This window comes from Antarctobacter heliothermus (assembly GCF_002237555.1).
In the GTDB taxonomy this organism is placed as follows: Bacteria; Pseudomonadota; Alphaproteobacteria; order Rhodobacterales; family Rhodobacteraceae; genus Antarctobacter; species Antarctobacter heliothermus_B.
Map to the genome: position 1 here is coordinate 1,032,769 of NZ_CP022540.1, position 23,913 is coordinate 1,056,681.

Annotated in this window: 23 protein-coding genes; 6 read left to right on the top strand and 17 right to left on the bottom strand. The window is 61.2% G+C overall.

Annotated features, from left to right (window positions below):
* The first annotated feature begins 174 nt into the window (after positions 1 to 174).
* Entirely contained in the window at positions 175 to 1,401 is a 1,227-nt protein-coding gene (locus ANTHELSMS3_RS04905; RefSeq protein ID WP_094033901.1) for a glutathionylspermidine synthase family protein, read from the top strand.
* 46 nt (positions 1,402 to 1,447) lie between these two features.
* Positions 1,448 to 2,029 (top strand): DUF1190 domain-containing protein, encoded by a 582-nt coding sequence (locus ANTHELSMS3_RS04910; RefSeq protein ID WP_094033902.1) that lies wholly within the window; start codon positions 1,448 to 1,450, stop codon positions 2,027 to 2,029.
* Between the two features lie 102 nt (positions 2,030 to 2,131).
* Here ANTHELSMS3_RS04910 and ANTHELSMS3_RS04915 read toward each other — a convergent pair whose 3' ends face one another.
* From ANTHELSMS3_RS04915 to pip, 5 genes are all read right to left on the bottom strand, one after another.
* The gene (locus tag ANTHELSMS3_RS04915; protein ID WP_094033903.1) at positions 2,132 to 3,685 is read right to left on the bottom strand and encodes an ABC transporter substrate-binding protein; all 1,554 of its coding nucleotides are present in this window, start codon (positions 3,683 to 3,685) and stop codon (positions 2,132 to 2,134) included.
* A 69-nt stretch (positions 3,686 to 3,754) separates the two neighbouring features.
* Positions 3,755 to 5,404: an ABC transporter ATP-binding protein gene (locus tag ANTHELSMS3_RS04920; protein ID WP_094033904.1), complete on the bottom strand. Its 1,650-nt coding sequence runs from the start codon at positions 5,402 to 5,404 to the stop codon at positions 3,755 to 3,757.
* A gap of 3 nt (positions 5,405 to 5,407) precedes the next feature.
* Positions 5,408 to 6,610, bottom strand: coding sequence for an ABC transporter permease (locus ANTHELSMS3_RS04925; protein WP_094033905.1), 1,203 nt, complete (start codon positions 6,608 to 6,610; stop codon positions 5,408 to 5,410).
* A complete protein-coding gene (locus ANTHELSMS3_RS04930; protein ID WP_094033906.1) occupies positions 6,607 to 7,602 on the bottom strand; it encodes an ABC transporter permease in 996 nt (331 codons plus the stop codon). The genes ANTHELSMS3_RS04925 and ANTHELSMS3_RS04930 overlap by 4 nt, the downstream gene beginning before the upstream one ends.
* An 80-nt stretch (positions 7,603 to 7,682) precedes the next feature.
* Positions 7,683 to 8,660 (bottom strand): prolyl aminopeptidase, encoded by a 978-nt coding sequence (gene pip / locus ANTHELSMS3_RS04935; RefSeq protein WP_094033907.1) that lies wholly within the window; start codon positions 8,658 to 8,660, stop codon positions 7,683 to 7,685.
* Positions 8,661 to 8,707: 47 nt separating this feature from the next.
* Here pip and ubiG point away from each other — a divergent pair, with 47 nt between their 5' ends.
* A complete protein-coding gene (ubiG, locus tag ANTHELSMS3_RS04940) occupies positions 8,708 to 9,445 on the top strand; it encodes a bifunctional 2-polyprenyl-6-hydroxyphenol methylase/3-demethylubiquinol 3-O-methyltransferase UbiG (protein WP_094036937.1) in 738 nt (245 codons plus the stop codon).
* A gap of 176 nt (positions 9,446 to 9,621) precedes the next feature.
* Here the strand turns inward: ubiG and ANTHELSMS3_RS04945 are convergent, their stop codons facing one another.
* Genes ANTHELSMS3_RS04945 through ANTHELSMS3_RS04960 form a run of 4 tightly spaced genes read right to left on the bottom strand, consistent with a single transcriptional unit; the run spans position 9,622 to position 11,923 of the window.
* On the bottom strand, positions 9,622 to 10,053 hold the full coding sequence (locus tag ANTHELSMS3_RS04945; protein WP_094033908.1) for a MarR family winged helix-turn-helix transcriptional regulator: 432 nt from the start codon (positions 10,051 to 10,053) through the stop codon (positions 9,622 to 9,624).
* A complete protein-coding gene (locus ANTHELSMS3_RS04950; RefSeq protein WP_094033909.1) occupies positions 10,050 to 10,886 on the bottom strand; it encodes a carbon-nitrogen hydrolase family protein in 837 nt (278 codons plus the stop codon). The genes ANTHELSMS3_RS04945 and ANTHELSMS3_RS04950 overlap by 4 nt, the downstream gene beginning before the upstream one ends.
* On the bottom strand, positions 10,887 to 11,144 hold the full coding sequence (gene grxC, locus ANTHELSMS3_RS04955; RefSeq protein WP_094033910.1) for a glutaredoxin 3: 258 nt from the start codon (positions 11,142 to 11,144) through the stop codon (positions 10,887 to 10,889).
* A gap of 38 nt (positions 11,145 to 11,182) precedes the next feature.
* A complete protein-coding gene (locus ANTHELSMS3_RS04960; protein ID WP_254694847.1) occupies positions 11,183 to 11,923 on the bottom strand; it encodes a ComF family protein in 741 nt (246 codons plus the stop codon).
* A 3-nt stretch (positions 11,924 to 11,926) separates the two neighbouring features.
* Between ANTHELSMS3_RS04960 and ANTHELSMS3_RS04965 the strand changes: the two genes are divergently transcribed.
* Both ANTHELSMS3_RS04965 and hemH read left to right on the top strand, forming a co-directional pair.
* Positions 11,927 to 12,745: a class I SAM-dependent methyltransferase gene (locus tag ANTHELSMS3_RS04965; protein WP_094033912.1), complete on the top strand. Its 819-nt coding sequence runs from the start codon at positions 11,927 to 11,929 to the stop codon at positions 12,743 to 12,745.
* Positions 12,746 to 12,800: 55 nt separating this feature from the next.
* Positions 12,801 to 13,853 (top strand): ferrochelatase, encoded by a 1,053-nt coding sequence (hemH, locus tag ANTHELSMS3_RS04970; RefSeq protein ID WP_094036938.1) that lies wholly within the window; start codon positions 12,801 to 12,803, stop codon positions 13,851 to 13,853.
* A 114-nt stretch (positions 13,854 to 13,967) separates the two neighbouring features.
* Here hemH and ANTHELSMS3_RS04975 read toward each other — a convergent pair whose 3' ends face one another.
* Both ANTHELSMS3_RS04975 and ANTHELSMS3_RS04980 read right to left on the bottom strand, forming a co-directional pair.
* On the bottom strand, positions 13,968 to 14,159 hold the full coding sequence (locus ANTHELSMS3_RS04975; protein ID WP_089276425.1) for a ferrochelatase: 192 nt from the start codon (positions 14,157 to 14,159) through the stop codon (positions 13,968 to 13,970).
* A 148-nt stretch (positions 14,160 to 14,307) separates the two neighbouring features.
* Complete coding sequence (locus tag ANTHELSMS3_RS04980; RefSeq protein WP_094036939.1) at positions 14,308 to 14,895, bottom strand: L,D-transpeptidase; 588 nt, start codon at positions 14,893 to 14,895, stop codon at positions 14,308 to 14,310.
* Between the two features lie 166 nt (positions 14,896 to 15,061).
* On the opposite strand from ANTHELSMS3_RS04980, the gene ANTHELSMS3_RS04985 reads away from it, so the two are divergent.
* Positions 15,062 to 15,625, top strand: a complete 564-nt coding sequence (locus ANTHELSMS3_RS04985; protein WP_094033913.1) for a CAP domain-containing protein — start codon at positions 15,062 to 15,064, stop codon at positions 15,623 to 15,625.
* Positions 15,626 to 15,677: 52 nt separating this feature from the next.
* Here ANTHELSMS3_RS04985 and ANTHELSMS3_RS04990 read toward each other — a convergent pair whose 3' ends face one another.
* The 6 genes from ANTHELSMS3_RS04990 to ANTHELSMS3_RS05015 form a co-directional block, all read right to left on the bottom strand.
* A complete protein-coding gene (locus ANTHELSMS3_RS04990) occupies positions 15,678 to 16,169 on the bottom strand; it encodes a L,D-transpeptidase family protein (protein ID WP_094033914.1) in 492 nt (163 codons plus the stop codon).
* A gap of 33 nt (positions 16,170 to 16,202) precedes the next feature.
* Complete coding sequence (locus ANTHELSMS3_RS04995; protein WP_094033915.1) at positions 16,203 to 17,015, bottom strand: ion transporter; 813 nt, start codon at positions 17,013 to 17,015, stop codon at positions 16,203 to 16,205.
* A gap of 4 nt (positions 17,016 to 17,019) precedes the next feature.
* Positions 17,020 to 18,249, bottom strand: a complete 1,230-nt coding sequence (locus tag ANTHELSMS3_RS05000) for a class I SAM-dependent RNA methyltransferase (RefSeq protein ID WP_094033916.1) — start codon at positions 18,247 to 18,249, stop codon at positions 17,020 to 17,022.
* A gap of 75 nt (positions 18,250 to 18,324) precedes the next feature.
* Positions 18,325 to 20,157 (bottom strand): ABC transporter ATP-binding protein, encoded by a 1,833-nt coding sequence (locus ANTHELSMS3_RS05005; protein WP_094033917.1) that lies wholly within the window; start codon positions 20,155 to 20,157, stop codon positions 18,325 to 18,327.
* Positions 20,154 to 22,019, bottom strand: coding sequence for an ABC transporter ATP-binding protein (locus tag ANTHELSMS3_RS05010; RefSeq protein ID WP_439098667.1), 1,866 nt, complete (start codon positions 22,017 to 22,019; stop codon positions 20,154 to 20,156). Before ANTHELSMS3_RS05010 ends, ANTHELSMS3_RS05005 begins: the two co-directional genes overlap by 4 nt.
* Entirely contained in the window at positions 22,016 to 23,860 is a 1,845-nt protein-coding gene (locus ANTHELSMS3_RS05015) for an ABC transporter ATP-binding protein (protein ID WP_094033918.1), read from the bottom strand. The genes ANTHELSMS3_RS05010 and ANTHELSMS3_RS05015 overlap by 4 nt, the downstream gene beginning before the upstream one ends.
* Between the last annotated feature and the right edge of the window lie 53 nt (positions 23,861 to 23,913).

A 23,913-nucleotide genomic window follows, 5' to 3' on the forward strand; every position in this document is an offset into this window, starting at 1 on the left:
CGCGTGGACAAGGGTGGCCACACGCAAAATCAAAGGGTTACAGAGACGGTTTTACCTTTCTGTAACCTTTGCCCACAAGTTGCCCCTACCTTTTGCGGCTTTCAAACACGCGTGTTAGTCCGGTTCCGAGGTCAGAACCATGCAAACGCCGTCTGGCTCTGGGAGAGCATATAGTTGAAGAAAATTACATTGCCGGAACGACCGCATTGGCGCGAACATGCCAAGGAGGTTGGTTTTACCTTCGCGGATATGCATGGCGAACCGTACTGGGACGAAAGCTCGGCCTATGCCTTTACGCTTGACCAGATCGAAACCGATCTGGAAGACCCGGCCACCGAACTTCATGCGATGTGTCGGGAGGCCGTCGCCACAATCCTCACCACAGAGCACCTGCTGGATCAGCTAGGGATTCCGGAGGCCCATCGCGATCTTGTCGCAGACAGCTGGAAACGCGGTGATCCCGAGATCTATGGCAGGTTCGATTTCGCCTATGACGGCAAAGGCCCCGCCAAGCTGCTGGAATATAACGCCGACACGCCGACCTCTCTATACGAGAGCGCCGCCTTTCAGTGGCAGTGGCTGGAAGATCAACTGGCGGCGGGTGTGTTGCCTGAAGGTGCGGACCAGTTCAACGGCATACACGAGGCGCTGGTCGCGCGGTTTGGCGAGGTCTTTGAGACCGGAAGCGACCTGCATTTCACCGCCGTTTCCGGGAATCCCGAAGATTACGGGACAGTCGAAGCCATGGGCTGGGCCGCGCGGGAAGCGGGTCTTGGGGCGCACTACTGCGACCTCGAAAAGATCGGACTGAGCGACGACGGCCAGTTTCTTGACGACGAAAGTCGCCGGATTGCCGTTCTGTTCAAGCTGTACCCTTGGGAAGATCTGTTTCTTGACGATTATGCCAACCATATCCAAGGCTCTGGTTGCCTGTTTCTGGAACCCGCCTGGAAGGCGCTGTTGTCGAACAAGGGGCTGTTGCCCGTGCTCTGGTCTATGTTCGAGGGTCACCCCAACCTGTTGCCCGCGTTCTTTGAACAGGACGTCGCTGATGCCATGGCCGGGAAAGGCGCAGCGTCGGACGCTGTCGCGGCGGCCTTTGGTCGGGCCGAAAGGGAACTTGAGGCGGGCCATGTCCGCAAGCCGATCCTGTCGCGCGAAGGGGCCTCTGTTTCGATCCTGAAATCCGGTGAGATCATAGAGCAAGCCAAGGACACCGACTATTCCCATCACCCGCGTATCGTTCAGGCCTATGCGCCCTTGCCGCAGTTTGATGGATTCCGGCCTGTTGTCGGTGCCTGGATCGTGGGACAGACGTGTACCGGCATTGGCATCCGCGAAGATCGTTCCCGCATCACGCAGGATTTGTCACGGTTCAAACCTCACTATATTGAACCGTAAGTCACACGACCAATCGACCGCCATCCCGGCAGAAAGAAGAATTGTCATGTCGAAACGTTCGAAATGGGTTGCAATCGCAATCGTCGGTGCTGCGGCATTTTCTTTGTCCGGGTGCAAAGAGGAAGAGGTCGACGCCGCCGCTTTTCCCGACCTGCAATCCTGCAAGGACCAGGCGCTGCAGGGCGGAATGTTCTCGGCGCAGGACTGCGAGATCCACTTTGCCGAGGCCCAGGCCCTGCACGTCGAGGCCGCGCCGCGGTATGACAGCGTCGAAGTCTGCGAAGAACTGCACGGAGAAGGCGCCTGCGGCACCGAAGCCACGGCAAGAGAGGGCGGGTCCGGCAGCATATTCATGCCGCTCTTGGCCGGATATCTTGTCGGAAATATGCTGAGTGGGCGGGCGGGAACGTCTGCGGCGCAACCGCTGTACAAGACCAAGGACGGGCGTTTTACCAATGCAGCGCGCAGCAGCACGTTTTCCAACAACCGTGGCGCTACCAAGCTGAGCACTTCCCAGTTCGCGCGCCCTGCAACCACCTTAGGAAAACAACCCATGTCACGCGCAACCGCGATTTCACGCAGCGGGTTTGGCAAGTCCGGTAGCGATCGATCCAAATTCGGGGGGTAAGGCGGGGTTCACTCCGACGTCCCGAAACAACAAAACGCCCCGCAGATCCTGCGGGGCGTTTGTCGTTGACGAGGCCCCGGATCAAGTCCGGGGCCGGTTGGCTTATGCCATCCACCACCGTTCGGCCATGCGGGCGTTGTCCATCTGCCAGAGGTTGCCGACCGTGTCCGGGTTGGCGACCTTGTTGCTGACCGCCTGAACGTAGTTGGCGAACATCGGCAGCACCACACCACCGTCGTCTTTCAGGATCTGCTGCATTTCGCCGTACATCTCGCGGCGCTTGTCCGAGTCCAGTTCGGCGCGGGCCGTGATCAGCAAGTCCTGGAAACGCTCGCTGTCCTCGCGGCCCCACTGGGTATCGTTCCACGGCACACCTTCTTCGTAGGCGCTGGAGAACATCCAGTCCTCTGTGGCGCGACCCGACCAGTAGCAGGCGCAGAACGGCTTTTTCAGCCAGACGTTCGACCAGTAGCCATCCGCCGGTTCCTGCACCAAGTTGATGTTGATGCCCGCCGATTTGGCCGACGCCTGATACAGTTGCGCCGCGTCAACCGCGCCCTCAAAGGCCGCGTTCGATGCCGACAGGTCGATGTCCAGCGACGTCATTCCGGCCTCTTTGAGGTAGAATTTCGCCTTGTCCGGGTCGTAGGAGGTCTGCTCCATATCGGCGGCAAAATACTGGTTTGCGGGACCGATCGGGGTGTCGTTGCCGACACGACCGTGGCCGAGCAGGATCTTGTTCACCATCTCTTCGCGGTTGATGGCAAATTTCAGCGCGCGGCGCACGTTGACGTCGCTGAACGGCGCGACGTTGGTCAACATCGGGAAGGTGTACTGCTGGTTGCCCGTCACCTCTTGGATGCGGACCATCGGGTTTGCCTTGAGCAGCGCCTCTGTCTTGAAGTCGATGCGGTTGATGGCATCGACCTGTCCGGTCAGCAGCGCGTTCATCCGGGCGGTGTTGTCGTTGACCGCGATGTATTCGACCGAGTCGAAATAGCCCGCTTCGTCACCCTTGTAGTGATTGTCGACACGGGTCGCGACCATGCGCACGCCGGGCTCAAAGCTTTCGACCTGATACAGACCAGTGCCGATGCCTTTGGCGATGGCTTCTTCGATCTGGCCTGCGGGGTACATCAGCAGGTGATAGTCCGACAACAGATAGGGGAAGTCGGCGTTGCCGCCCGCCAGAGTGAATTGCACCTGATGGTCGGTGATCTTTTTCATCTCTGTGATGGCTTCGATGATCGGCTTGGCCGCCGATTTCGCGCCTTCGGCAACGTGCAACTGCAACGAGGCAATCACGTCATCGGCCCCAAAGGCCTTGCCGTTGTGGAAGGTCACGCCCTGACGCAGGTTGAACGTCCATGTCTTGGCGTCTGCGGTGGCTTCCCAATCGGTTGCCAGTTCACCCACCAACGATCCGTCAGCCCTGATCTCTGTCAGGCTGTCAAAGACCGTACCCTGAGCGCTGGCGATCATGTAGAGGTCAGAGTGTGTCCGGCCATCCCAGCTGTCGCTGGTGTTTGCGCCCGACAGGGCGGCCCGCAAGCGGCCACCACGTTTCGCTTGTGCGCGCAGCGGCAGGCCGGATGCGGCCAACACACCTGCGGCGGCCCCGGTGGTCAAAAGTCCACGTCTGCTGATTCTGGTCATATTAGGCTCCCTTGGTCATCGCCTGCCGGGGTTCATGCCCTGGCAGATCGTCATTCTATGGCAACAGTCTTACGACATTTTGCCGACGGCGGCATCGCCGATGTTATCAACTCCGCGTTCCTTGAGCAGATTGGTCAGCCAATCCGGGTCCATTTCCGGGACCGAAGACAGCAGGAGATCGGTATAGGCATGGTGCGGAGGCCGGAACATCTCTGTCTTGATGCCCTGTTCCACCACTGCGCCGTCTTTCATCACCACCACCTCATCAGCAATAGCGCGCACGGTGGCCAGATCGTGGGTGATGAACATGTAGCTGAGGTTCAACTCATCCTGAAGGCGCGCCAGCAGCCGCAGAATGCCCTCGGCCACCAGTTGATCCAGCGCGCTGGTCACCTCATCGCAGATGATGAATTTCGGCTCTGCCGCCAACGCACGCGCAATCCCGATGCGCTGTTTCTGGCCGCCGGACAGTTCAGAGGGCAGACGGTGGAAATACTGGTCTGCCGGCATCTCGATCTGTTCCAGCAGATCCTCGACCCGTTTGCGTTTTTCGCGGCCTTTCAGGCCCATGTAGAATTCGACCGGTCGGCCGATGATCTCACCGATGGATTTGTGCGGGTTCAGCGCGGTGTCGGCCATCTGGTAGATCATCTGGACCTGCCGCAACTGATCCTTTGAGCGCTGGCGATAGTCCAGCGGCAGCGGCGCACCGTCCAGTTCGATCTGTCCGATACGCGGCGGCAACAGCCCGGTGATGCAACGCGCGGTGGTCGATTTGCCCGATCCCGATTCGCCCACAACGGCGACGGTGCGGCCCGCGTGGATGTCAAAACTGACGTCTTGCAGCACATCGACCGTGCCATAGGCCGCCGTCACCCCCTGAACAGAGATCACGGGGGTGGAATCCGTCGCCACCGGCGGTTTCTCTGGCCGTTCAAAGGCGCGCACGGCCCAAAGGCTTTTGGTGTAGTCCTCTTTCGGGGTGGTCAGCATGGTGCGGGTGTCGGCCTCTTCGACCTCATCCCCCTTGAGCAGCACCTTGATGCGGTCGGCCATCTGCGCCACGACGGCAAGGTCATGGGTGATGTAGATCGCGGCGGTGTCGAATTCCTCGACAATCTCGCGGATGCTGGCCAGCACTTCGATCTGGGTGGTCACGTCCAGCGCGGTGGTCGGTTCGTCAAAGATGATCAGATCGGGACGGCAGGCCATGGCCATCGCCGTCATGGCGCGTTGCAACTGCCCGCCGGACACCTGATGCGGATAGCGAAAGCCGATCTCATCGGGATTGGGCAGGCGCAGCTTGCGGTACAGTTCCACGCCGTCACTGGCGCTTTCGGCGCGACCGGCGACACCGTGCTGCACCGGCCCCTCAACGTGCTGATCCATCAGTTTGTGCGCGGGGTTAAAGCTGGCCGCGGCGGATTGCGCGACATAGGCGATACGTTTGCCCAGCAGTTGGCGTTTCACCTCGGCGCTGGCAGAGAGCAGGTCGATGCCGTCGAAATGCACGCTGCCGCCAGAGATGCGCACGCCGTCGCGGCAAAAGCCCATGGCGGCCAGACCCAGCGTGGATTTGCCTGCGCCGGATTCACCGATCAGGCCCAGCACCTCACCCTTTTTAAGGGTCAGGTCGACGCCGTTGATGATGGGCGTCCAGGTTTCATCGGACCGTCCCTCGATCCGCACGTCGCGCATTTCGACCAGCAGATCAGACATGGTTCACTCCTTCAGGCCCGAGCTTCGGTGCAGCATCCAGTCGACCACAAAGTTGACCGCCACGGTCAGCAGCGCGATCGCCCCGGCGGCCATCAGCGGCAGCGCGGCGGTCAGCGGTGAGAAGGCGGCAAAGTTGATGAACTGCGCAAGGTCGCGGACCATGGTGCCCCAATCGGCCAGCGGTGGCTGGATGCCGACACCAAGGAACGACAACGAAGCGATGGTCAGGAAGACAAAGCAGAACCGCAAACCGAATTCGGCCAGCAGCGGTGCCATGGCGTTGGGCAGGATCTCACGGAAAATCAGATAGGGCAGGCCCTCACCGCGCAGCTTGGCCGCCTCGATGTAATCCATCACCACGATGTTCATGCCGACCGCGCGGGCCAGACGGAACACCCGCGTGCTGTCGATCACGGCGATGATCAGCACCATATACACGGTCAGCAGCCACTTTTCCGATCCGGCCCATGCACTGGCGATGGTCATCAGCAGCAACGCAAAGATCAGCGAGGGGATCGCCATCAGAACATCGACGGAACGACTCAGGATCTGGTCGAACCAGCCCTGCGCGACTGCCGCCAGAAACCCAAAGGTGCCGCCCAGAAAGAAGGCAATGCAGGTGGTGGCAAAGGCGATGCCGACGGTGTTTTGCGCGCCGTAGATCAGGCGGCTCAGCAGGTCGCGCCCGATCTGGTCAGTCCCCAGCAGGTGCGCCGGATTGCCGCCCGTGGCCGCGTTGCCGCCGGGCAGTGCGTTGACCTGATCAAACACCTCTGCCTGACCATAGGGCGCAATGGCCCCGGCAAAGATCGCAAGAACCGCATAAATCAGAATGACCAGCAGACCGAATGCCGCCGTCAGCGGCATCTGGCGGAACAGCTTTTTGGTACCGGCGGAGCCGACCATCCGGCCAAGAAAGCGAAAGATCCACGCCGCAACGGCAAAGATGGCAAACCCCTGCACCGCCCAGCGAAAGAACAGCACACCCGCAACTGCCATGCCCTGTTCCGTCACCGCCGGCTGGAAATAGTACCAGACCGCAAAGACGATAACCGCGACACCCAGCACATAGCCAAAGGCCACCGCCAGCGACATGTCACGAAAGGCGGGTTTGTTGCCGGTGGCCGTCTGGCCCGCAAAGCGCATGACCCAGCCCGTGGCCAACAAGGCCGCAAATGCGGCGGCGATCCAGAACAACGTCATCATTTTGGATGCCTCAGGCGTGGGTTGGAGAGGATCGACAGAATGTCCGCCGTCAGGTTCAGCAGGATATAGGCGCCGGCAAAGATCAGGCAGCAGGCCTGCACCACCGGGATATCGCGGATCTTGACGCTGTCGACAAAGAGCTGCCCGATGCCCGGATAGACAAACACCACCTCAACCACGACCACGCCGGTGATCAGATAAGCAAGGTTCAGCGCGATCACGTTGATGATCGGCGCAAGCGCATTGGGCAGCGCGTGTTTGATGATGACACGCATCGGTTTGATGCCCTTCAGCCGCGCCATTTCGATATAGGGGCTGGCCAACAGGTTGATGATCGCAGCGCGCGTCATCCGCATCATATGCGCCGTGACCACCAGTGTCAGGGTCAGCGCGGGCAGCATGGTCTTTTGCAGACGCTCGCCAAATCCCATGCCGTCATAGATATTCGACAGCGAGGGCAGGACCGGGTTCAACACCGCAAGGAACAGGATCAGGATATAAGCGAGGAAGAATTCCGGGCTGGAGATCGACGTCAGCGTCGAGATGTTGGCCACCTTGTCAAAGACAGAGTTGCGGTAGAGCGCGGCCAGAATGCCCAGCATCACCGCAAAGGGCACCGCAATCGCCGCCGTGACCCCGGCAAGGAACATGGTGTTGGCAAATCGCGGCGCAATCTGCTGTGCCACCGTCACCCGCACACCTGAATCGTCGCCGACAAAACTGGCAAAGTTGGCCTGTGCGAAAGAGTTGCCTAGGTCGCCGCGCAGCGCACCCGCCAGCCAATCGAAATACCGCGCGATGGGGTGCTGATCCAATCCAAGATCGCGGCGGATGGCCTCAACCGCCTCTGGCGTGGCCCCTTGCCCAAGGATCGCCTCTGCGAAGTCGCCCGGCAACATGTTGACTGCTGTGAAAATTACAATCGAGACGATGAACAGGGTCAATAAACCCAGCGCAAGACGCTGTAGAATGATCTTGAGAACTGAGTTCAAGGTCCCTGCCGATGTGTTGTTTTCGTTACAGTTACGTTAGCGCCTGAAATCCGCGTGTAAACCCCGCGCGTGACCGACGGTCAGTCGAACCCGATCGCAAGATCATCCATCACCCGCACCAGCTCTGCACTGATCCCCGGCTCGGATAGGGCGTGGCCTGCGTTTCGGATCATGCGCAGATCCGCCCCGGGCCAGGCCTGAGCCAGCTCCCACGCGCGGCGCGGCGGGCAAATCATGTCATAGCGTCCCTGCACGATAACGCCGGGCACATCGCGCAGGCGGTCGATGTTGTTCAGGATCCAACCGTCTTCGGCCAGGAAACCGGCATTGGTGAAATAATGGTTTTCCAGCCGGGCAAAGGCGCGCGCGTATTCCCCGGGCGCCACCCCGCCCTGTCCGTTCGAATAGACAGAGGCCAGCGCGTTTTCCCAAGCGGACCACGCCTGTGCAAAGCGCATTTCGGTGGGAAGATCACCGCTGAACAGCCGCTTGTGATAGGCACCGATCAGATCGCCACGTTCCTCTGCGGGGATCATGTCGCTGAACCGCGCCCAAGGTTCCGGCCAGAACTGCCCAGCGCCGCCGCCATAGAACCAGTCCAGCTCTGTTTGCGTCATCATAAAGACACCGCGCAGCACCAGCTGCAAAACCGCCTCCGGGTGCGAAATACCATAGATCAATGACAGGGTGGCCCCCCAGCTGCCGCCAAAGATCACCGCTTTTTCAATGTCCAACACGTCGCGGATCCGCTCGATGTCCGCCACCAGATCCCAGGTCGTGTTGTTGACGACGCTGGCATGAGGGCGCGACCGGCCACAACCGCGCTGATCGAACAGGACAACACGGTATGTCTGCGGATCGAAATACCGCCGCATCGCCGGACTGCAGCCGCCGCCCGGTCCACCATGCAGGACAATAACCGGCACGCCTTCGGGATTGCCGCATTGTTCCACATAGATCACATGCCCGTTCCCCACATCCAGCATGCGCTGATCGAAAGGATCAACCGCAGGATAGAGATACTGCACTGCGCGCTTTTGGCCCGGGATTTTGTCCATGCCCTATCTATATTGCCCCCAAAGACCAAAAGACCATGGGGAAAGTCATGACCACAACCGTCGATGCGTCCGAGATTGCCAAGTTCGAAGCCATGGCCGCAGAGTGGTGGGATCCGAACGGCAAGTTCAAGCCCCTGCATATGCTGAACCCGTGCCGACTGGACTACATCACCAGCCAGATCGCCGAAGAGTTTGACCGAGATCTGAGCACGCCGCGGGCATTCGACGGTCTGCGGATTCTGGACATCGGCTGCGGCGGTGGGCTTCTGTCCGAACCAATGGCGCGGCTGGGGGCCGACGTGGTGGGTGTGGATGCCGCCGAACGCAATATCCCGGTGGCCCAGACCCATGCGGCGCAATCCGGACTGGAGATTGATTACCGTTTCACCACCGCCGAGGCGATGGCCGACGCGGGCGAACAGTTCGACGCGGTACTGAACATGGAGGTGGTCGAACATGTGGCCGACCCACAGGCCTATTTGACTGGTTGCCAACAGTTGTTGAAACCCGGCGGGCTGCACATCTGTTCGACAATCAACCGCAATCCCAAAAGTTTTGCCGTGGCGATTTTGGGCGCGGAATACGTCATGCGCTGGCTGCCCAAAGGCACACATGACTGGTCCAAATTCATCACTCCGGATGAGCTGTATGACCTGATCCGCAAGGCCGGGCTGAACCCGGTGGACCGCAAGGGGTTCGTCTTTAACCCGATTACATGGGGATGGAGCCTGTCGGACCGCGATCTGAGCGTGAACTATGTCACCGCGTCGCTGAAACCCGTTTAAGAAAAAGAATGGGGCGTCGTGCCAGAGGTTTGATTGCAGCATGCCCCCCTCAGCCTGCGGCCTCACCCCCCAGATAATGCAAGTCAAAAGTAACCTGAAAGAGCGACACGCGGTTTCTTCTGTCTGAAAATATCCCCGGGGGGAGTCGACCGAAGGGAGACGGGGGCGGGAGCCCCCTAACCTTCGAGGCGCAGTCGCAGCTCACGCAGAACGGGCAGGGCCGCACGCACCCGGTCTTCGCCCAGGTCGCCCATCATTTCGTCTATCAACGGCATGATCGCGTTCAGCGCCGCCTCTCGTGCCGATTGACCGGCTGGAGAGATCGAGACCAGTTTTCTGCGCGCGTCGTCCCAATCCGGGCGGATGTGGACGTAACCGGAGATTTCCAGTTTCGACAGCGTATTGGTCATTGCGCCGCGCGTGACGTGAAAGGCGCGGGCGAGTTGTGCCGGCGTCCGCTCTCCACCGCGGGCGAGATGGTTCAGCACTGAGAAATGCGAGATTTCCATGCGGTTTGGCAGAACTTTGGTCAGCCGAGCACGCAGCAGTTGGTCGGCTGTCAGCAGCTCACTGAACAGCGAGATGGCAAGGGCGCTGGCCTCGCTCATGTGTCCGGCCCGGCATAGGCGCGATCATGGGTCAGGGCCGGCACCTTGGCCCGTGCGTCGGCCACGGCGCTGAGATCCAGATCGACGCAATAGACGCCGGGTTCGGTACCCGCGTCCAGCACGATCTCTCCCCAAGGAGAGATCACCATGCTGTGGCCGTAGGTCTGTCGCGCGCGGCCCTTCTGCGCCGGGTGGGTGCCGGTTTGCGCGGGGGCCAGAACAAAGCAGCCCGTCTCAATGGCGCGGGCCTGTAGCAAGGGTTGCCAATGCATCGGGCCGGTGCCGGGCGAAAAAGCGGCCGGGACGGTCAGGATCTGCGCACCAGCTTGTGCCAGAGCGCGGTAGAGATAGGCGAAACGGACGTCGTAGCAGATCGTCAGGCCCAAGGTGGCCAGCGGTGTTTGGGCAACCACCGCCCGGTCCCCCGGGGCATAGCCAGAAGATTCGCGATAGGTTTCTGTCTCTGACACCTGCACGTCGAACATGTGCATTTTGTCATAGCGCGCGGCGATATGGCCGTCGGGGCCGATCAAGAAGGATCTGTTCACAAAGCGCGTTTCTGGCGGGTCGGCCTTCTGCGCCAGCGATCCGGCCAGCACCCAGAGATCCAGCTCTGCCGCCGCACTGCGCAGACCGGCCAGCACGGGGTCGTCCCGTTCATGTCGCAGCACCGCCGTCTGGTGCGCGCGGTCCATCGAGACGCAGTTGCAGACCTCGGGCGTAAGCGCGATCTGTGCGCCGTCGGCCTTGGCCCGGTGCAGCATGTCCTGCATCGTACCAAGGTTCTCTGCCGGATCGTCCGACGAGGTCATCTGGACCAGTGCGACCCGCATTCAGGCCGCCAGCAGAGCGTCCAGCTTTCCCTGCCGCTCCAGCGCGGCGAGATCGTCATAGCCGCCCACATGGGTCTCTCCGACAAAGATCTGCGGAACGGTGTGGCGGCCATTGGCGCGTTGCATCATTTCGGATTTACGCCCCGGCTGTGCCAGAACGTCGATAGCGGTATAATCGATACCCTTGCTGTCCAGCAGTCGTTTGGCCGCGTGGCAAAAGCCGCAGAGCGGCGAGAAATACATTTCGACCGGTTGCATGTCGGTCCTCCGGATTGTTCGTGCGTTCTTTTGAGGACTTAAGCATCTTTGGCCGCGCGCGCCAGCACGCAGACACAAACCTCTGTTGCACCGGCTGCAAGACAGGCCTCGGACGCGGCGGCCAGTGTTGCACCGCTGGTCATCACATCATCGACGATCAGCACCGGTCGTCCCTGAATCAGCGGTGCCCGCCTGTCGGGCACCCCGATTTGTCCGTGCAGGGCGGCAAAGCGGTCTTCGCGGCTTTTTCCCTCCAACGGTTGGGTGGCGTGCGCGCGTTCCAGCGCGTCGGGGCACCAGTCGCAGCCCAATTCCGCCGCCAGTGCCTGTGTCAGCAGCGCGGCCTGATTGAACCTGCGGCGCAGGTGGCGTTTGACGTGCAAGGGCACCGGCACCGCCAGCATATTCTCGCGGAGCAGGCCCCGTGACACCCGTGCCATCCATTTCGCCGCCGGGCGGGCAATGTCATGCCGGTCACCGTGTTTCAGCCCCAGCACCATCCGCCGCCCCCGATCCCGGTACACCAGCGCCGCCCGCCCCTGTGCCCAAGGCCGGGCAATGTGCAGGCAATCGTCACAATGTTCCGCATGATCGGATTGCCCCGGCAGCGGCACACCGCAAAGATCACAGGCCAGACCGGACACAAATGGCGTATCCCGCCAGCATGTGCCACAGAGGCCAAAATCCGTCTCGACCAGCCCGCCGCAGGACAGGCAGCGCGGCGGATAGACCATCTGCACCAGCGTTTGCATCCCCGCCGACCACAGCCTATGAGCCATCTTATGCCCACTCCTCCGCGCCTCACCGACCGGCACGCCCTGAATTTGCACCGCGCGCGCGCAGACGACGCCGCGCTGTTTCTGCATGAGACAGCGCGCGACGACGCCAAGGATCGTCTGGAGATGGTTAACAGGGCGTTTACGGACGTGGCGATCGTGACGCCTTTTCCCCAGATTTGGCAGTCTGCCTTTCCGGGTGCCCGGTTCATATCGGATGATGAGGTGCTGGACCTTGAAGAGGCGTCTAGCGATCTGGTGATCCACGCGATGTGCCTGCATTGGGCCGATGATCCTGTGGGCCAGATGATCCAATGCCGTCGCGCGTTGCGGCCCGATGGGCTGTGCCTTGTGCTGACCCTTGGCGGGCAGACGCTGCACCAGTTGCGGGCCACGCTGGGGCAGGCGGAAACCGAACTGACCGGCGGCCTGTCACCCCGCGTGGCCCCGATGGGAGAGATCCGCGATCTGGGTGCGCTGCTGCAACGGGCAGGTTTTGCCCTGCCGGTGGCCGATTCCGACCCGTTGACCGCCAGCTATGCCACGCCGCTGCACCTGATGCGCGAGTTGCGCGCCATGGGCGAAGGCAACGCCCTTGCCGCCCGTCTGCGCCGCCCGACCCGCCGCGCCGTGCTGCTGCGCGCGTCTGAGATTTATGCACAAGAATTCGCGTTTGAGGACGGCCGCGTGCCTGCGACGTTTGAAATCATCACGCTGACCGGATGGGCGCCCGACGCCTCGCAGCCGCAGCCATTGCGTCCCGGGTCTGCGGCACAACGTCTGTCCGACGCCTTGGGCACCTCGGAAACGCCCCTGAACGATTGACGCATTTTGGCTCCGCGATATGTACAGCAAAACGCCTGACCACAGGACCATAACCATGCTTGATGCCACCCGCCCCGACAACGCGCCCAACGATCACCCGAAACTGCCGTCCCCGCGTGTGGGTGTGCTGCTGGCCAACCTCGGGACTCCGGACAACACGGATTACTGGTCGATGCGCCGTTATCTGAACGAATTCCTGTCGGATCAGCGTGTCATCGATTACCCGCGCTGGAAATGGCAGCCGCTGTTGCAGCTGATCATTTTGACAAAGCGGCCGTTCTCTTCGGGCAAGGCGTACAAATCGATCTGGAATGAAGAGGCAAACGAAAGCCCGCTGCTGACCATCACCAAGGCGCAGACCGCCAAGATCGCCCAGCGCATGGCCGAACAATACGGCGACAGCGTCAAAGTCGATTACTGTATGCGTTACGGCAACCCGTCGACCCAATCCAAGGTGCGCGAGATGGTAGAGGCGGGATGCCACAAGATCCTGTTTTTCCCGCTGTATCCGCAATACGCCGGGGCCACTTCTGCCACCGCGAACGATCAGTTCTTTCGCGCGTTGATGGAGGAAAAGTGGCAACCGACCGCGCGGGTCGTCGACCCCTATTTTGGGCATCCGATGTATATCGAGGCACTGGCCCAGTCGATCGAACGTGCCTATGCCACAGCCGATTCGCGGCCGGATATCCTAGTCTGTTCCTACCACGGCGTGCCGAAACGCTACCTGATGGAAGGCGACCCCTATCATTGCCAGTGTCAGAAAACGACGCGCCTGTTGCGCGAGCGTCTGGGTTGGGACGAATCGCAGATTACCACCACGTTTCAGAGCCGATTCGGCCCCGAAGAGTGGTTGAAACCCTACACGGTGGAAGAGGTCGCGCGGCTGGCGAAGGAAGACGGCAAAAAGCACATCGCGGTTTGTGCGCCGGCCTTTTCAGCCGACTGCATCGAGACGCTGGAAGAGATCAACGAAGAGATCAAGGACAGTTTTGAAGAGGCGGGCGGTGAGCATTTCACCTATATTCCCTGCCTGAACGATGACGACGCGCATGTGGATGCACTGACCCAGGTCATCGGCGAAAACCTTGGCGGCTGGGTTTCCTGACCCGGTCAATCGCTAGGTATTGTTAGATTAAACACCGCAGAAACAGGGTGTTGGAAACGAAAAAAGGCGGTGCCGTCGCACCGCCTTTTTCCAAATTTTAGAAACCGTTGACGATTAGTCAGCGGCAGCAGCTGCGATGATCGCGATCAGGAGCAGCGGGATCAGGATACCAGCGGAGGACGATGCCTCTTTGGTTTCTTCCACGATCACGACGGGCTCCATGACAACGTCGTCTTTTGCATAGGAACCGGCAAATGCGGTGGTTGCTGCGCCAGCGAACACGGCTGCGAGAGCGATTTTCTTCATGTTTCTTCTCCAAGTAATCGCCTATCGCGGTCACTATTGACCACACGACAGGCACCCAAGACTTACCTCGTAACTCTGTCTAAGCAGTATTTCAGAGGCTTTGCAATTGCTTCTTGGGGACCAGATTTGGCCCCCAACCCCTATGTCGTCAAATTAGCAACACCTGTGTTCCGACGACGGCCATTTCATACAGTTGCTCGATGTGCTCATTGTACAAACCGATGCAACCGTTGGACGACCGACGCCCAATCTTGCGGGTGTCGTGGGTGCCGTGGATGCGGTAATAGGTCCAACTCAGATGCAGTGCGCGGGTGCCCAGCGGGTTGTCCGGGCCGGGGCCAACGTAATCGGGCCACTCGGGGTTGCGGATCTTCATCGAGGGGGTCGGACGCCAATCCGGATTGGGATCTTTCAGGGTCACGCTGGTGCGGCCGCGCCGGGTCAGATCCTCTGTCAGGGGCACCGATGAGGGGTACAGAAAATAGGTGCCGTCCTGCCGCCAGTAGTGCAACGCCCGCGACGAGATGTCGACAAGGATCGCGCCCTTGTTGAGGTTGCTGAAGTAATCTTGCCAGGCCAGCGTGCGAAAGCTAGAGACGTTGCGGCGTACGATGCTGGTTACATCACGCTCTATCTCTGTGCTGTCGTCCTGCGCCAGAAGGGGGGTGCCGATCAGCGCCGCGCCGCCGGCCAGGAATGCGCGGCGGTCAAAGGGTCTTCCTGCCGAATGGGTCATGGTGCAATATCCTCGGGGATGTTTTTGCTGTTGCAACATAATATGGCGCGAATGCCTCAGTCGCAATTCAAACGCTTGTCAACCGGCCTTCTCACGCCGATGTGGGTTTGATTGGCAACGCGTCCTTCGGTATGGCAGGGGAAACGAAGAAATCAAGAGCAGCAACATGAACCGACGCGCCTTCCTTGCCATGTCTTCCGCGGTCGCCATGGCCGCCTGCACCACGACGCCCATCAATACAGAGCCGCGCTTGGGCCCGGACGGCAAGCCGCTGCCACAGGTTTACCGAATTTCCAGTGGCCAGACGGGCCGGATTCAGTATCGGATGCTCGATTCGGTGAACGCATTGCGCAAGTCGGCCGGTGCCCCTGAACTGGTGCTCGACTCCAAGCTGAACGCCGCCGCCGCCACCCATGCCCGTGACATGTCCGTGCAGAACCGGCCCTGGCATTTTGGGTCCGACGGATCATCGCCCATCGATCGCGTGCGCCGGGTGAGCTATGCGGGGCGTCTGGTCGGGGAGACGATTTCCGAAACCTACGAAACAGAGCTGCAGACCCTCGCCGCCTGGATGGAAGTGGACAGCACCCGCAACGTGATTCTAGACGCGTCGGCGCGTGACCTTGGATTCTCTTGGTTTCAGGAGCCCAACGGCAAGATCTGGTGGTGTATGATCGTCGGCGCACCCGGCGGTGGTGCCGTCCCCAGCGCGACGCCAACCGCCAGCTGATCTGTCATCAGGCGCAGGGCGGGGGCTTACCCCGCCGCCCGCCAATCATCCGCTACGGCTGAATCGTGATCGGTGTCCCGTTTTTCACCATCGAATAGACTTGGCGCATCTCACGGTCGGTCACAGCGATACAGCCCGCCGTCCAGTCGCGCCCGCCCTTGCGATACTCACGCGGCCGTCCGTGAATGAAAATGTCGCCACCCGGACTTTTGCCCAGCTCGCGCGCCTCTGCCCGATCTTCGTTGTTGGGATAGGACACACCGATCGACAGATAGAACTGGCTGTTCGGATTGCGCCGGTCGATGATGTAGGTGCCTTCGGGTGTCTTGCCGTCACCCTCGATCTTCTTGTCGCCCTCGGGCGCAAAACCAAGCCCCACGTCATAGCTTTTCAAAACACCCTTGCTGCTCAGCAGGTGCATTCGGCGTTCACCCTTGTCGACAACGACATGTGTCACTTCCGGTCCATGATAGGTGGGAAACTTGCCGCAGGCCGCTGCGGATAGGCCAAGCGTTGCCAACAGAAGAACCCTGAGAATCGTCATTATACTGCCCCATACGTTTTTCGGGATTCTACCTTATTCGGGGCGGTTTGCGTAGCTCACGTTTTCGACATCGCGCGCCTGTTCGCCCAGACGCCGTTCAATCGCCTCCAGCCGGGCCAGAACCTCATCCCGGTACAGGTCGGTGCGTTCATTATCCTCTTGCTGGTGGGCGTCCTGCATCGAGTTCACGATCAGACCCACCAGCAGGTTCACCACCGCAAATGTCGTGACCATGATGAAAGGCACGAAAAACACCCAAGCATAAGGATAAACCTCCATCACCGGGCGCACGATTCCCATCGACCAGGATTCCAGCGTCATGATCTGGAACAGTGAATAGGCCGACATCCCAAGGTTGCCGAACCAGTCGGGAAAGCTGTCGCCGAACAGCTTGGTCGCCATGACGCTGCCGATGTAAAAGATGATCGCCATCAGCAGGAACACGCTGCCCATGCCGGGCAGCGCGGTGATGAAGCCCTCGACCACGCGACGCAACCGGGGAGCGACAGAGATCACCCGCAACACTCGCAATATACGCAGCGATCGCAACACGGACAGGCCGCCCGCGCCGGGGACCAGCGCAATGCCGACGATCACAAAGTCGAACACGCTCCACCCGCTGCGGAAAAAGCGCATCCCGCGCGCCACCAGCTTGGCGGCAATCTCGACGATAAAGATGCCAAGGCACAGCTTGTCCAGCAGGGTGATGACGTTGCCAAAGCGGCTCATCAGCGACTCGGATGTTTCCATCCCCAAAACAACGGCGTTCAATATGATGACGGCAATGATGGCGTTCTGAACACGGGGCGCGTCGACAATAGCCCCGACGCGGGCGCGGAAATTCATAGGCTCACTTCTCCAGCTGCAATGAGGCGACAAGTTCCACATGGGTGGACCAGCGGAACTGGTCAACCACCTGCACCCAGTCAAGGCGATAGCCCGCCGCCTGCAACCGCACACAGTCACGGGCAAAACTCACCGGGTTGCAGGACACATGCGCAATACGCGGGACGCGGGCGCGGGCCAGTTCGGCCACCTGAGCCTCTGCCCCGGCGCGCGGCGGATCGATCACCACCCCGTCAAAGCGGGTCAACTCATCCGGCAACAAGGGATTGCGGAACAAGTCACGCACGGCATGGGTGACATGACGCATGCCCTGCGCCTGCCGCCACCCTTGATCCAGCGCGAGGGTCATGGCCTTATCTCCCTCCACCGCGTGCACGCGCGCCATTTCGGCCAGTGGCAGGGCAAAGGTGCCGCAGCCGGCAAACAGATCGGCAATATATGTGGCCCCGGTCAATGCCTCCTGCACGGCAGACAACAACGCCGCCTGCCCGGTTTCCGTCGCCTGCAGAAATGCCCCCGGCGGCGGCACCACCAGAGCCGCGCCAAACCGCTGATGCGGCGGCAAAAAGGTCAGAACGTCGTCATCCCATGCCAACCGCGCCAACCCTTCGGCTTGCGCAATCGCGGCCAGTTCGGACCGCAATGCGTCGTCAATCGGCTTACCCCCGGTGACAACGATATCCAATCCCGACAGGCTTTCCGTCACCAGAACCGACAGTTCTCCCTTGCGCGACGCCCCGGCCACCGCCAGCCGTTCGATCAAGGGCAGCGCCGCGGCCAAGGCAGGCGTGACCAACTGACAGCCAGGAACGGCAACGATCACATCCGAGGCTTTCTGGTGAAACCCAACCAGTGCGCCCTTTTTGGTCCGGCGCGCGGAGAAACTGGCGCGGCGGCGCGACTGCGTCGGAGAGGTAAACGTGGGCCGCATCGGCGCGGAAAGGCCCTGCGCCTCCAGCGCGCGGCGCACCACCTCTTCTTTCCAGCCGGTGACAAACCCGTCCGAGGCGTGCTGCAACTGGCACCCGCCGCAGGATTTCGCATGACGACAAGGGGGCGACACCCGGTCGGCAGAGGGCGTGACAATACGCGGCGCGGACATCGCGTCCCCTGTCACCTCACCTTCGACCACCTCACCCGGCAAAACGCCGGGCACAAAAATCGGCCCCGGCGCGATACCATCGCCCCGGTGGCCCAGCCGTTCGATCGTCACCTGATGCGTGCCGTCGGACATGCGCGCTCCCCTGCCGTTTCTTCTCTGTAAAAATACCCAATATCCGCCACCTGCGACAGGCACCAGCGCCTCGGGCTATTCCGCCGCCTCAGAGCCGATGAATCCGCCCGACTGACGCTCCCAATAGCGGGCGTAAAGACCGTCCTGCGCCAACAACGCCTCATGCGAACCTTGTTCGACGATCCGACCCTGATCCATGACCACAATCCGGTCCATCTGGGCGATGGTGGACAGGCGGTGCGCAATTGCCAGCACGGTCTTGCCCATCATGACCTGTTCCAGCGCTTCCTGAATCTCTGCCTCAACCTCGGAATCCAGCGCGCTTGTCGCCTCATCCAGCACCAGAACCGGCGCATCCCGCAGGATCGCGCGGGCCAGAGCGATGCGCTGACGTTGACCGCCGGACAGCTTCACACCCCGTTCACCCAACCGCGCGGCATAGCCAGTGTTGCCCCTGTGGTCCTTCAGCCCAAGGATGAACTCATGCGCCGAGGCGCGGTTCGCCGCCTCAAACACCTCTGCATCGCTAGCACCGGGGCGGCCATAGCGGATGTTCTCAAGCGCCGAGCGGTTGAACATCGCGGTTTCCTGCCGGACCACGGCAATCTGGCGGCGCAGGGCGTGTTGGGTCAGATCGCGGATGTCGGTGCCGCCCATCAAAATGCGCCCCACCTCGACATCATAAAGACGCAGCAGCAGCGAGACGGCAGTGGATTTCCCCGCCCCCGAGGCACCAACCAAGGCGACCTTTTCACCCGGCGCTATCGTCAGATCAAACCCCGACAAGGCGCGCGATTCACCGCCGTAGGCAAAGCCGACCTTGTCAAAGCGGATCTCACCGGCCTGCGCCTGCCCCAAGGCATCCGGGCGGTCGATGATTTCATGTGCCGGGGTCAGCGTACCAATGCCATCTTCCATCTCTCCAATGTTGGTAAAGATCGACATGGCGGTGCGGCCCAGCCGGTTGGTCACCATCGACAGGCGGGTGGTGATCATGGCCGTTACAGCGATGTCCCCTGCGCTGGCCGTGCCGCGACTGAACAGATACAGCGCGCCAAGGATCGACACGACGGGCAGGATGCCCCCCAGTGTCATCAGAACCATGCGAAAGATTGCCGACAGGTCGCCGAAATCCAGCGCCTTTGCCCGGTAGGATTCAAGCGCGGCGCGGGTGGCGGCGTCTTCGTCCTCATCCCGGGCGAACAGCTTGACGGTGGCGATGTTGGAAAACGTGTCGACGATCTGCCCTGTCACAACGGTGCGCGCCCCGGCGCGATCACGGGACAAGTTTTGCACACGGGGGATAAAGTAGCGCAGGGCCAGCGCATAGAGCACGGCCCAGACGACAAAAACGCCCAGCAAGCGCGCGTCAATCGCCGCGAGCAGTAAAAAGGCCCCGGTGAACATCGCCAGCGCGTAGACCACCACATCGGTCGTCTCCAGCACCAGATCGGTCAGGGACCGCGCAACTTGCAGCGCCTTTTGGCTGAGTCGCCCGGCAAAGTCGTTCTCAAAGAACCGCATGGAATGACCCATGACATGGCGGTTCAGCCGTTGCAGGACCATCGGGAACAGGTTTGGCCCGAGCATGACGCCGGACACACCCGCGTCAAAGACAAACAGGATCGGGCGGATCAGCAGAAAGAACAGCAATCCAAAGACGATCAGGCCCCAATACGGCCCCCAAAAGGCCCCCTGCCCTGTCACTTCGGCCCCGTCGATCACCCAGCCGGTGAACCGTGCGGCGACCAGTTCGGACACGCCTGTCAGCGCGGTGATGAGAACGGCCAGCAGGATCGGGCGTTCCGCCCCCTTCAGCGCCCAGCGCGTAAAGGCCCATAGAGTTTCGGGCGGCGCACCATCGGCGGGCTGGAACGGATCAATTTGTGGGAGAAGGTGTCGGATCATTCCGCTGCTTCTACTGCGTCGTCACCAAGGAAGCCACCTGACTGACGACCCCAAAAACGTGCATAAAGCCCGCCGAAGGCCAGCAGGTCGTCATGTGTACCCTGTTCGGCGATGCGCCCCTGATCCAGTACGATGATCCGGTCCATGCTGGAAATGGTCGACAGACGGTGCGCGATGGCCAGAACTGTCTTGCCCTCCATCACGCGGGACAGGGCGTCCTGAATGTTGGCCTCTACCTCTGAATCCAGCGCGCTTGTCGCCTCATCCAGCACCAATATAGGCGCGTCCTTGAGGATTGCACGGGCCAGCGCGATACGCTGGCGTTGCCCGCCGGACAGTTTCACGCCGCGTTCGCCTAGATAGGCGGCATAGCCGCTGCGCCCGCGAAAATCCTCAAGTTCTAAAATGAACTCATGCGCCTCAGCGCGCTTGGCGGCCTCGATCACCTCTTCCTCTGTGGCGTCGGGTTTGCCGTAGCGGATGTTGTCCAACGCCGAGCGGTTGAACATCGCAGTTTCCTGCGTGACCATGCCGATGGCGGTGCGCAAACTGGCCTGCGTGACGGACGACACATCGGTGCCGTCGATGCGCACCTGCCCACTTTCGGTGTCGTATAGGCGCAACAACAGCGACACGAGCGTCGATTTCCCCGCACCGGATGCACCAACAATGGCCAGCTTTTCGCCCGGTTTCACCGTCAGCGATAGATCCGTCACGCCGCCGGTGAGCCCGCCATAGGCAAACTCGACCGCGTCAAAGACAATCTCACCATCGGGCACCGTCAGCTCCGCAGCGCCCGACCGATCGGTCAGGGCATGAGGCACACTGAGGGTGGACATGCCGTCCTCGACCTCACCAACGTGGCCATAGATCACCATGAGGGTAAAGCTGATCCAGCCGGTCATCTGCGCCAACCGGATCGTGACCGCGCCCACGGCGGCGATGTCACCCGGGGACACGCCCACACTGCGCATGGCGATGGCGGTGCCCACCATGATCACCGGCAGCAGCCCGGCGATAAAGATCAACCCAAGCCGAAAGGCGGTGGTCGCCTCACCAAAACGCAGCGCCTTGTCGCGCAGGGATTCCATCGCGCCCAGCGCGCGCCGGTCCTCATGGCTGTCCCCGGCGAACAGTTTGACGGTCTTGATGTTGGAAATCGTGTCGACAACCTGCCCGGTGACCATGGCCTGCGCCTCTGCCCGCGCGGCAGAGCGCGCGCGGATCTGCGGCAGCATCAGCCGCAAGAACCCAAGGTACAGTGCGAACCACCCCGCCAATAGCACCAGCATCAGCGGATGAATCGCCCCCAGCATCACGGCGGTGCCGATTATCGTGGCCAAACCAAAGGTGACGGCATTCACCGTCTCGATCACGATTTCAGTCAGAGAGCGCGCGGCCTGCACCTTTTTCTGTGCAATGCGGCCCGCATAGTCGTCATCAAAGAACGTCACCGACTGACCGATGGTCCAGCGATACAGCCGTGCCAGAACCAGCTTGAAGATGTTCGGCCCGATCATCACCGCTTGCGTCAGGGCCAAGCCGCCAAACAGCAGCGGACGGGCGACCAACAGCAGCGCGACGGCCAGCAAAACAAGCCCGCCGTGATCCGTCAGAAAACCTTGTTCGACCGGCCCACCCACGGCATCGACAACCCGACCCAGCAGGTACATCGACAGCACCTCTGTCGCGCCGGCGGCGACAGAGATCGCCACCCCCAGCCCGATGATCAGCCAACCGCCCTGCAAAGCCCACAGGATAAACGGCCACAGCCGATCCGGCGGCATGCCGTCCGCATGGCGTTCGGGATCAATCAGGTTGCCCGCCCGGTGGACCAGGTTTTGGTACAGGTTTCGCATCATTCCGCCGCCTGCGTGTCAGGGTCAAGAAAACCGCCAGATTGGCGCGCCCAGAAACTGGCATATAGGCCGCCCTGCGCCAAGAGCGCGTCATGGCCGCCTTGTTCCACGATCCGGCCCTCATCCATGACCAGAATGCGGTCCATTTGCGCGATGGTGGACAAACGGTGCGCAATGGCGATCACGCTTTTGCCCTGCATCATCCCGTAAAGCGTGTCCTGAATCGCGGCCTCTACCTCTGAGTCCAGCGCGCTTGTCGCCTCATCCAGCAGCAGGATCGGCGCGTTTTTGAGGATCACACGTGCCAAAGTCACTCGCTGACGTTGACCCCCAGACAGCTTCACGCCGCGTTCGCCGACCTGAGCATCATAGCCGGAGCGCCCCTCGGGGTCCGCGAGGGTCAGGATAAACTCATGCGCCTGCGCCTGTTTGGCGGCCTCGATCATCTCTGCCTCTGTCGCATCGGGACGACCATACAGGATGTTGTCCCGCACCGAGCGGTGCAACAGCGCCGAATCCTGCTGCACCATACCGATGTTCAACCGCAAACTGTCCTGCGTGACCTTGGCGATGTCCTGACCGTCGATCAGGATGCGCCCCTGTTCCACGTCGTAGAACCGCAACAGCAGTTTGACCAAGGTCGACTTGCCCGCCCCGGAGCGACCCACAAGGCCGATTTTTTCGCCCGGAGCGATGGTCAGGGAGACGTTATCAAGCCCGCCAGAGCCGCGCCCGTAATGGTGCGTCAGATCCTCAACGCGGATCTCTCCGGCCTGCATCGCCAACGGTTTCGCGTTCGGTGCGTCCAGCAGGGTGATCGGCTGGGCAATCGTTTCCATCCCCTCAGCCACAACGCCAAGCTGGCGGAAAAACGTCGTCAGCGCCCACATGATCCAGCCGGTCATCGCGTTCAGCCGCAGGGTCAGCGCCGTTGCCGCCGCCACCGCCCCGGTCGAGGCCGCGCCCTGCATCCACAGCGCAATGGCCCAACCGACAACACCGACGATCAGCAAGCCGTTCAGCAGAACCAGCACAACGTCCATGATGGTATATAGCCGCATTTCGATCTGAAAGGTCTGGCGCGTGTCCTCTATCGCCTCTTTGGCGTAGTCCAGTTCGCGCGAGTGATGGGCGAACATCTTGACCGAGTGGATGTTGGTATAACTGTCCACCACGCGACCCGTGACCTTGCTGCGCGCGTCCGACGCCGCCTTGGACGCGGGACCGACGCGGGTCACGACCCAACGCATCAGAATTGCATACAGGCCCAACCAGACTAGCAGCGGGATCATCAGACGCGAGTCAGCCCCGCCCAGCAGGACCAGAGCGCCGATCAAGTAGGCCAGGGAAAAGGTGATCGCGTCAAAGACCTGAAACACCGCCTCACCCGCAGCCGGGGGCGTCTGCATGATCCGGTTGGCAATCCGGCCGGCAAAATCATTCTCAAACCAGCCAACGGACTGGCGCAGCACATGGGCATGCGCGCGCCAACGGATCAGCGTGCCAAAGTTAGGCATGACGCCGTTGTTGAGCAGCAGCACATCCAGCGCCTGCAACAGTGGACGTAGCAGCAGGATGAAAAGGCCCAGCCCGATCAGCGCGGTGCCATGGTCTTGCCAGACCTGTGACGGATCACCAGACAGGATGTCGACCACCCAGCCCATGGCCCAGAGCAGCCAGATTTCGACCGCGGCCACAACAACCGACGTCGCTGCCGTCCAAGCAAAGATCGCCCGGAACGGCCGGGCATAGTCCATCAGAAACGGCAGCAGGCGCTGCGGGGGAACGTCCTTTTGCGGATAGGGCGCATAGGGATCGACGAGATTTTCAAAGAAACGGAACATGCCGGTGCGCTCCTTGGAGCAAATAGACAATGAAAAGGTAAAACGGGTGGCCA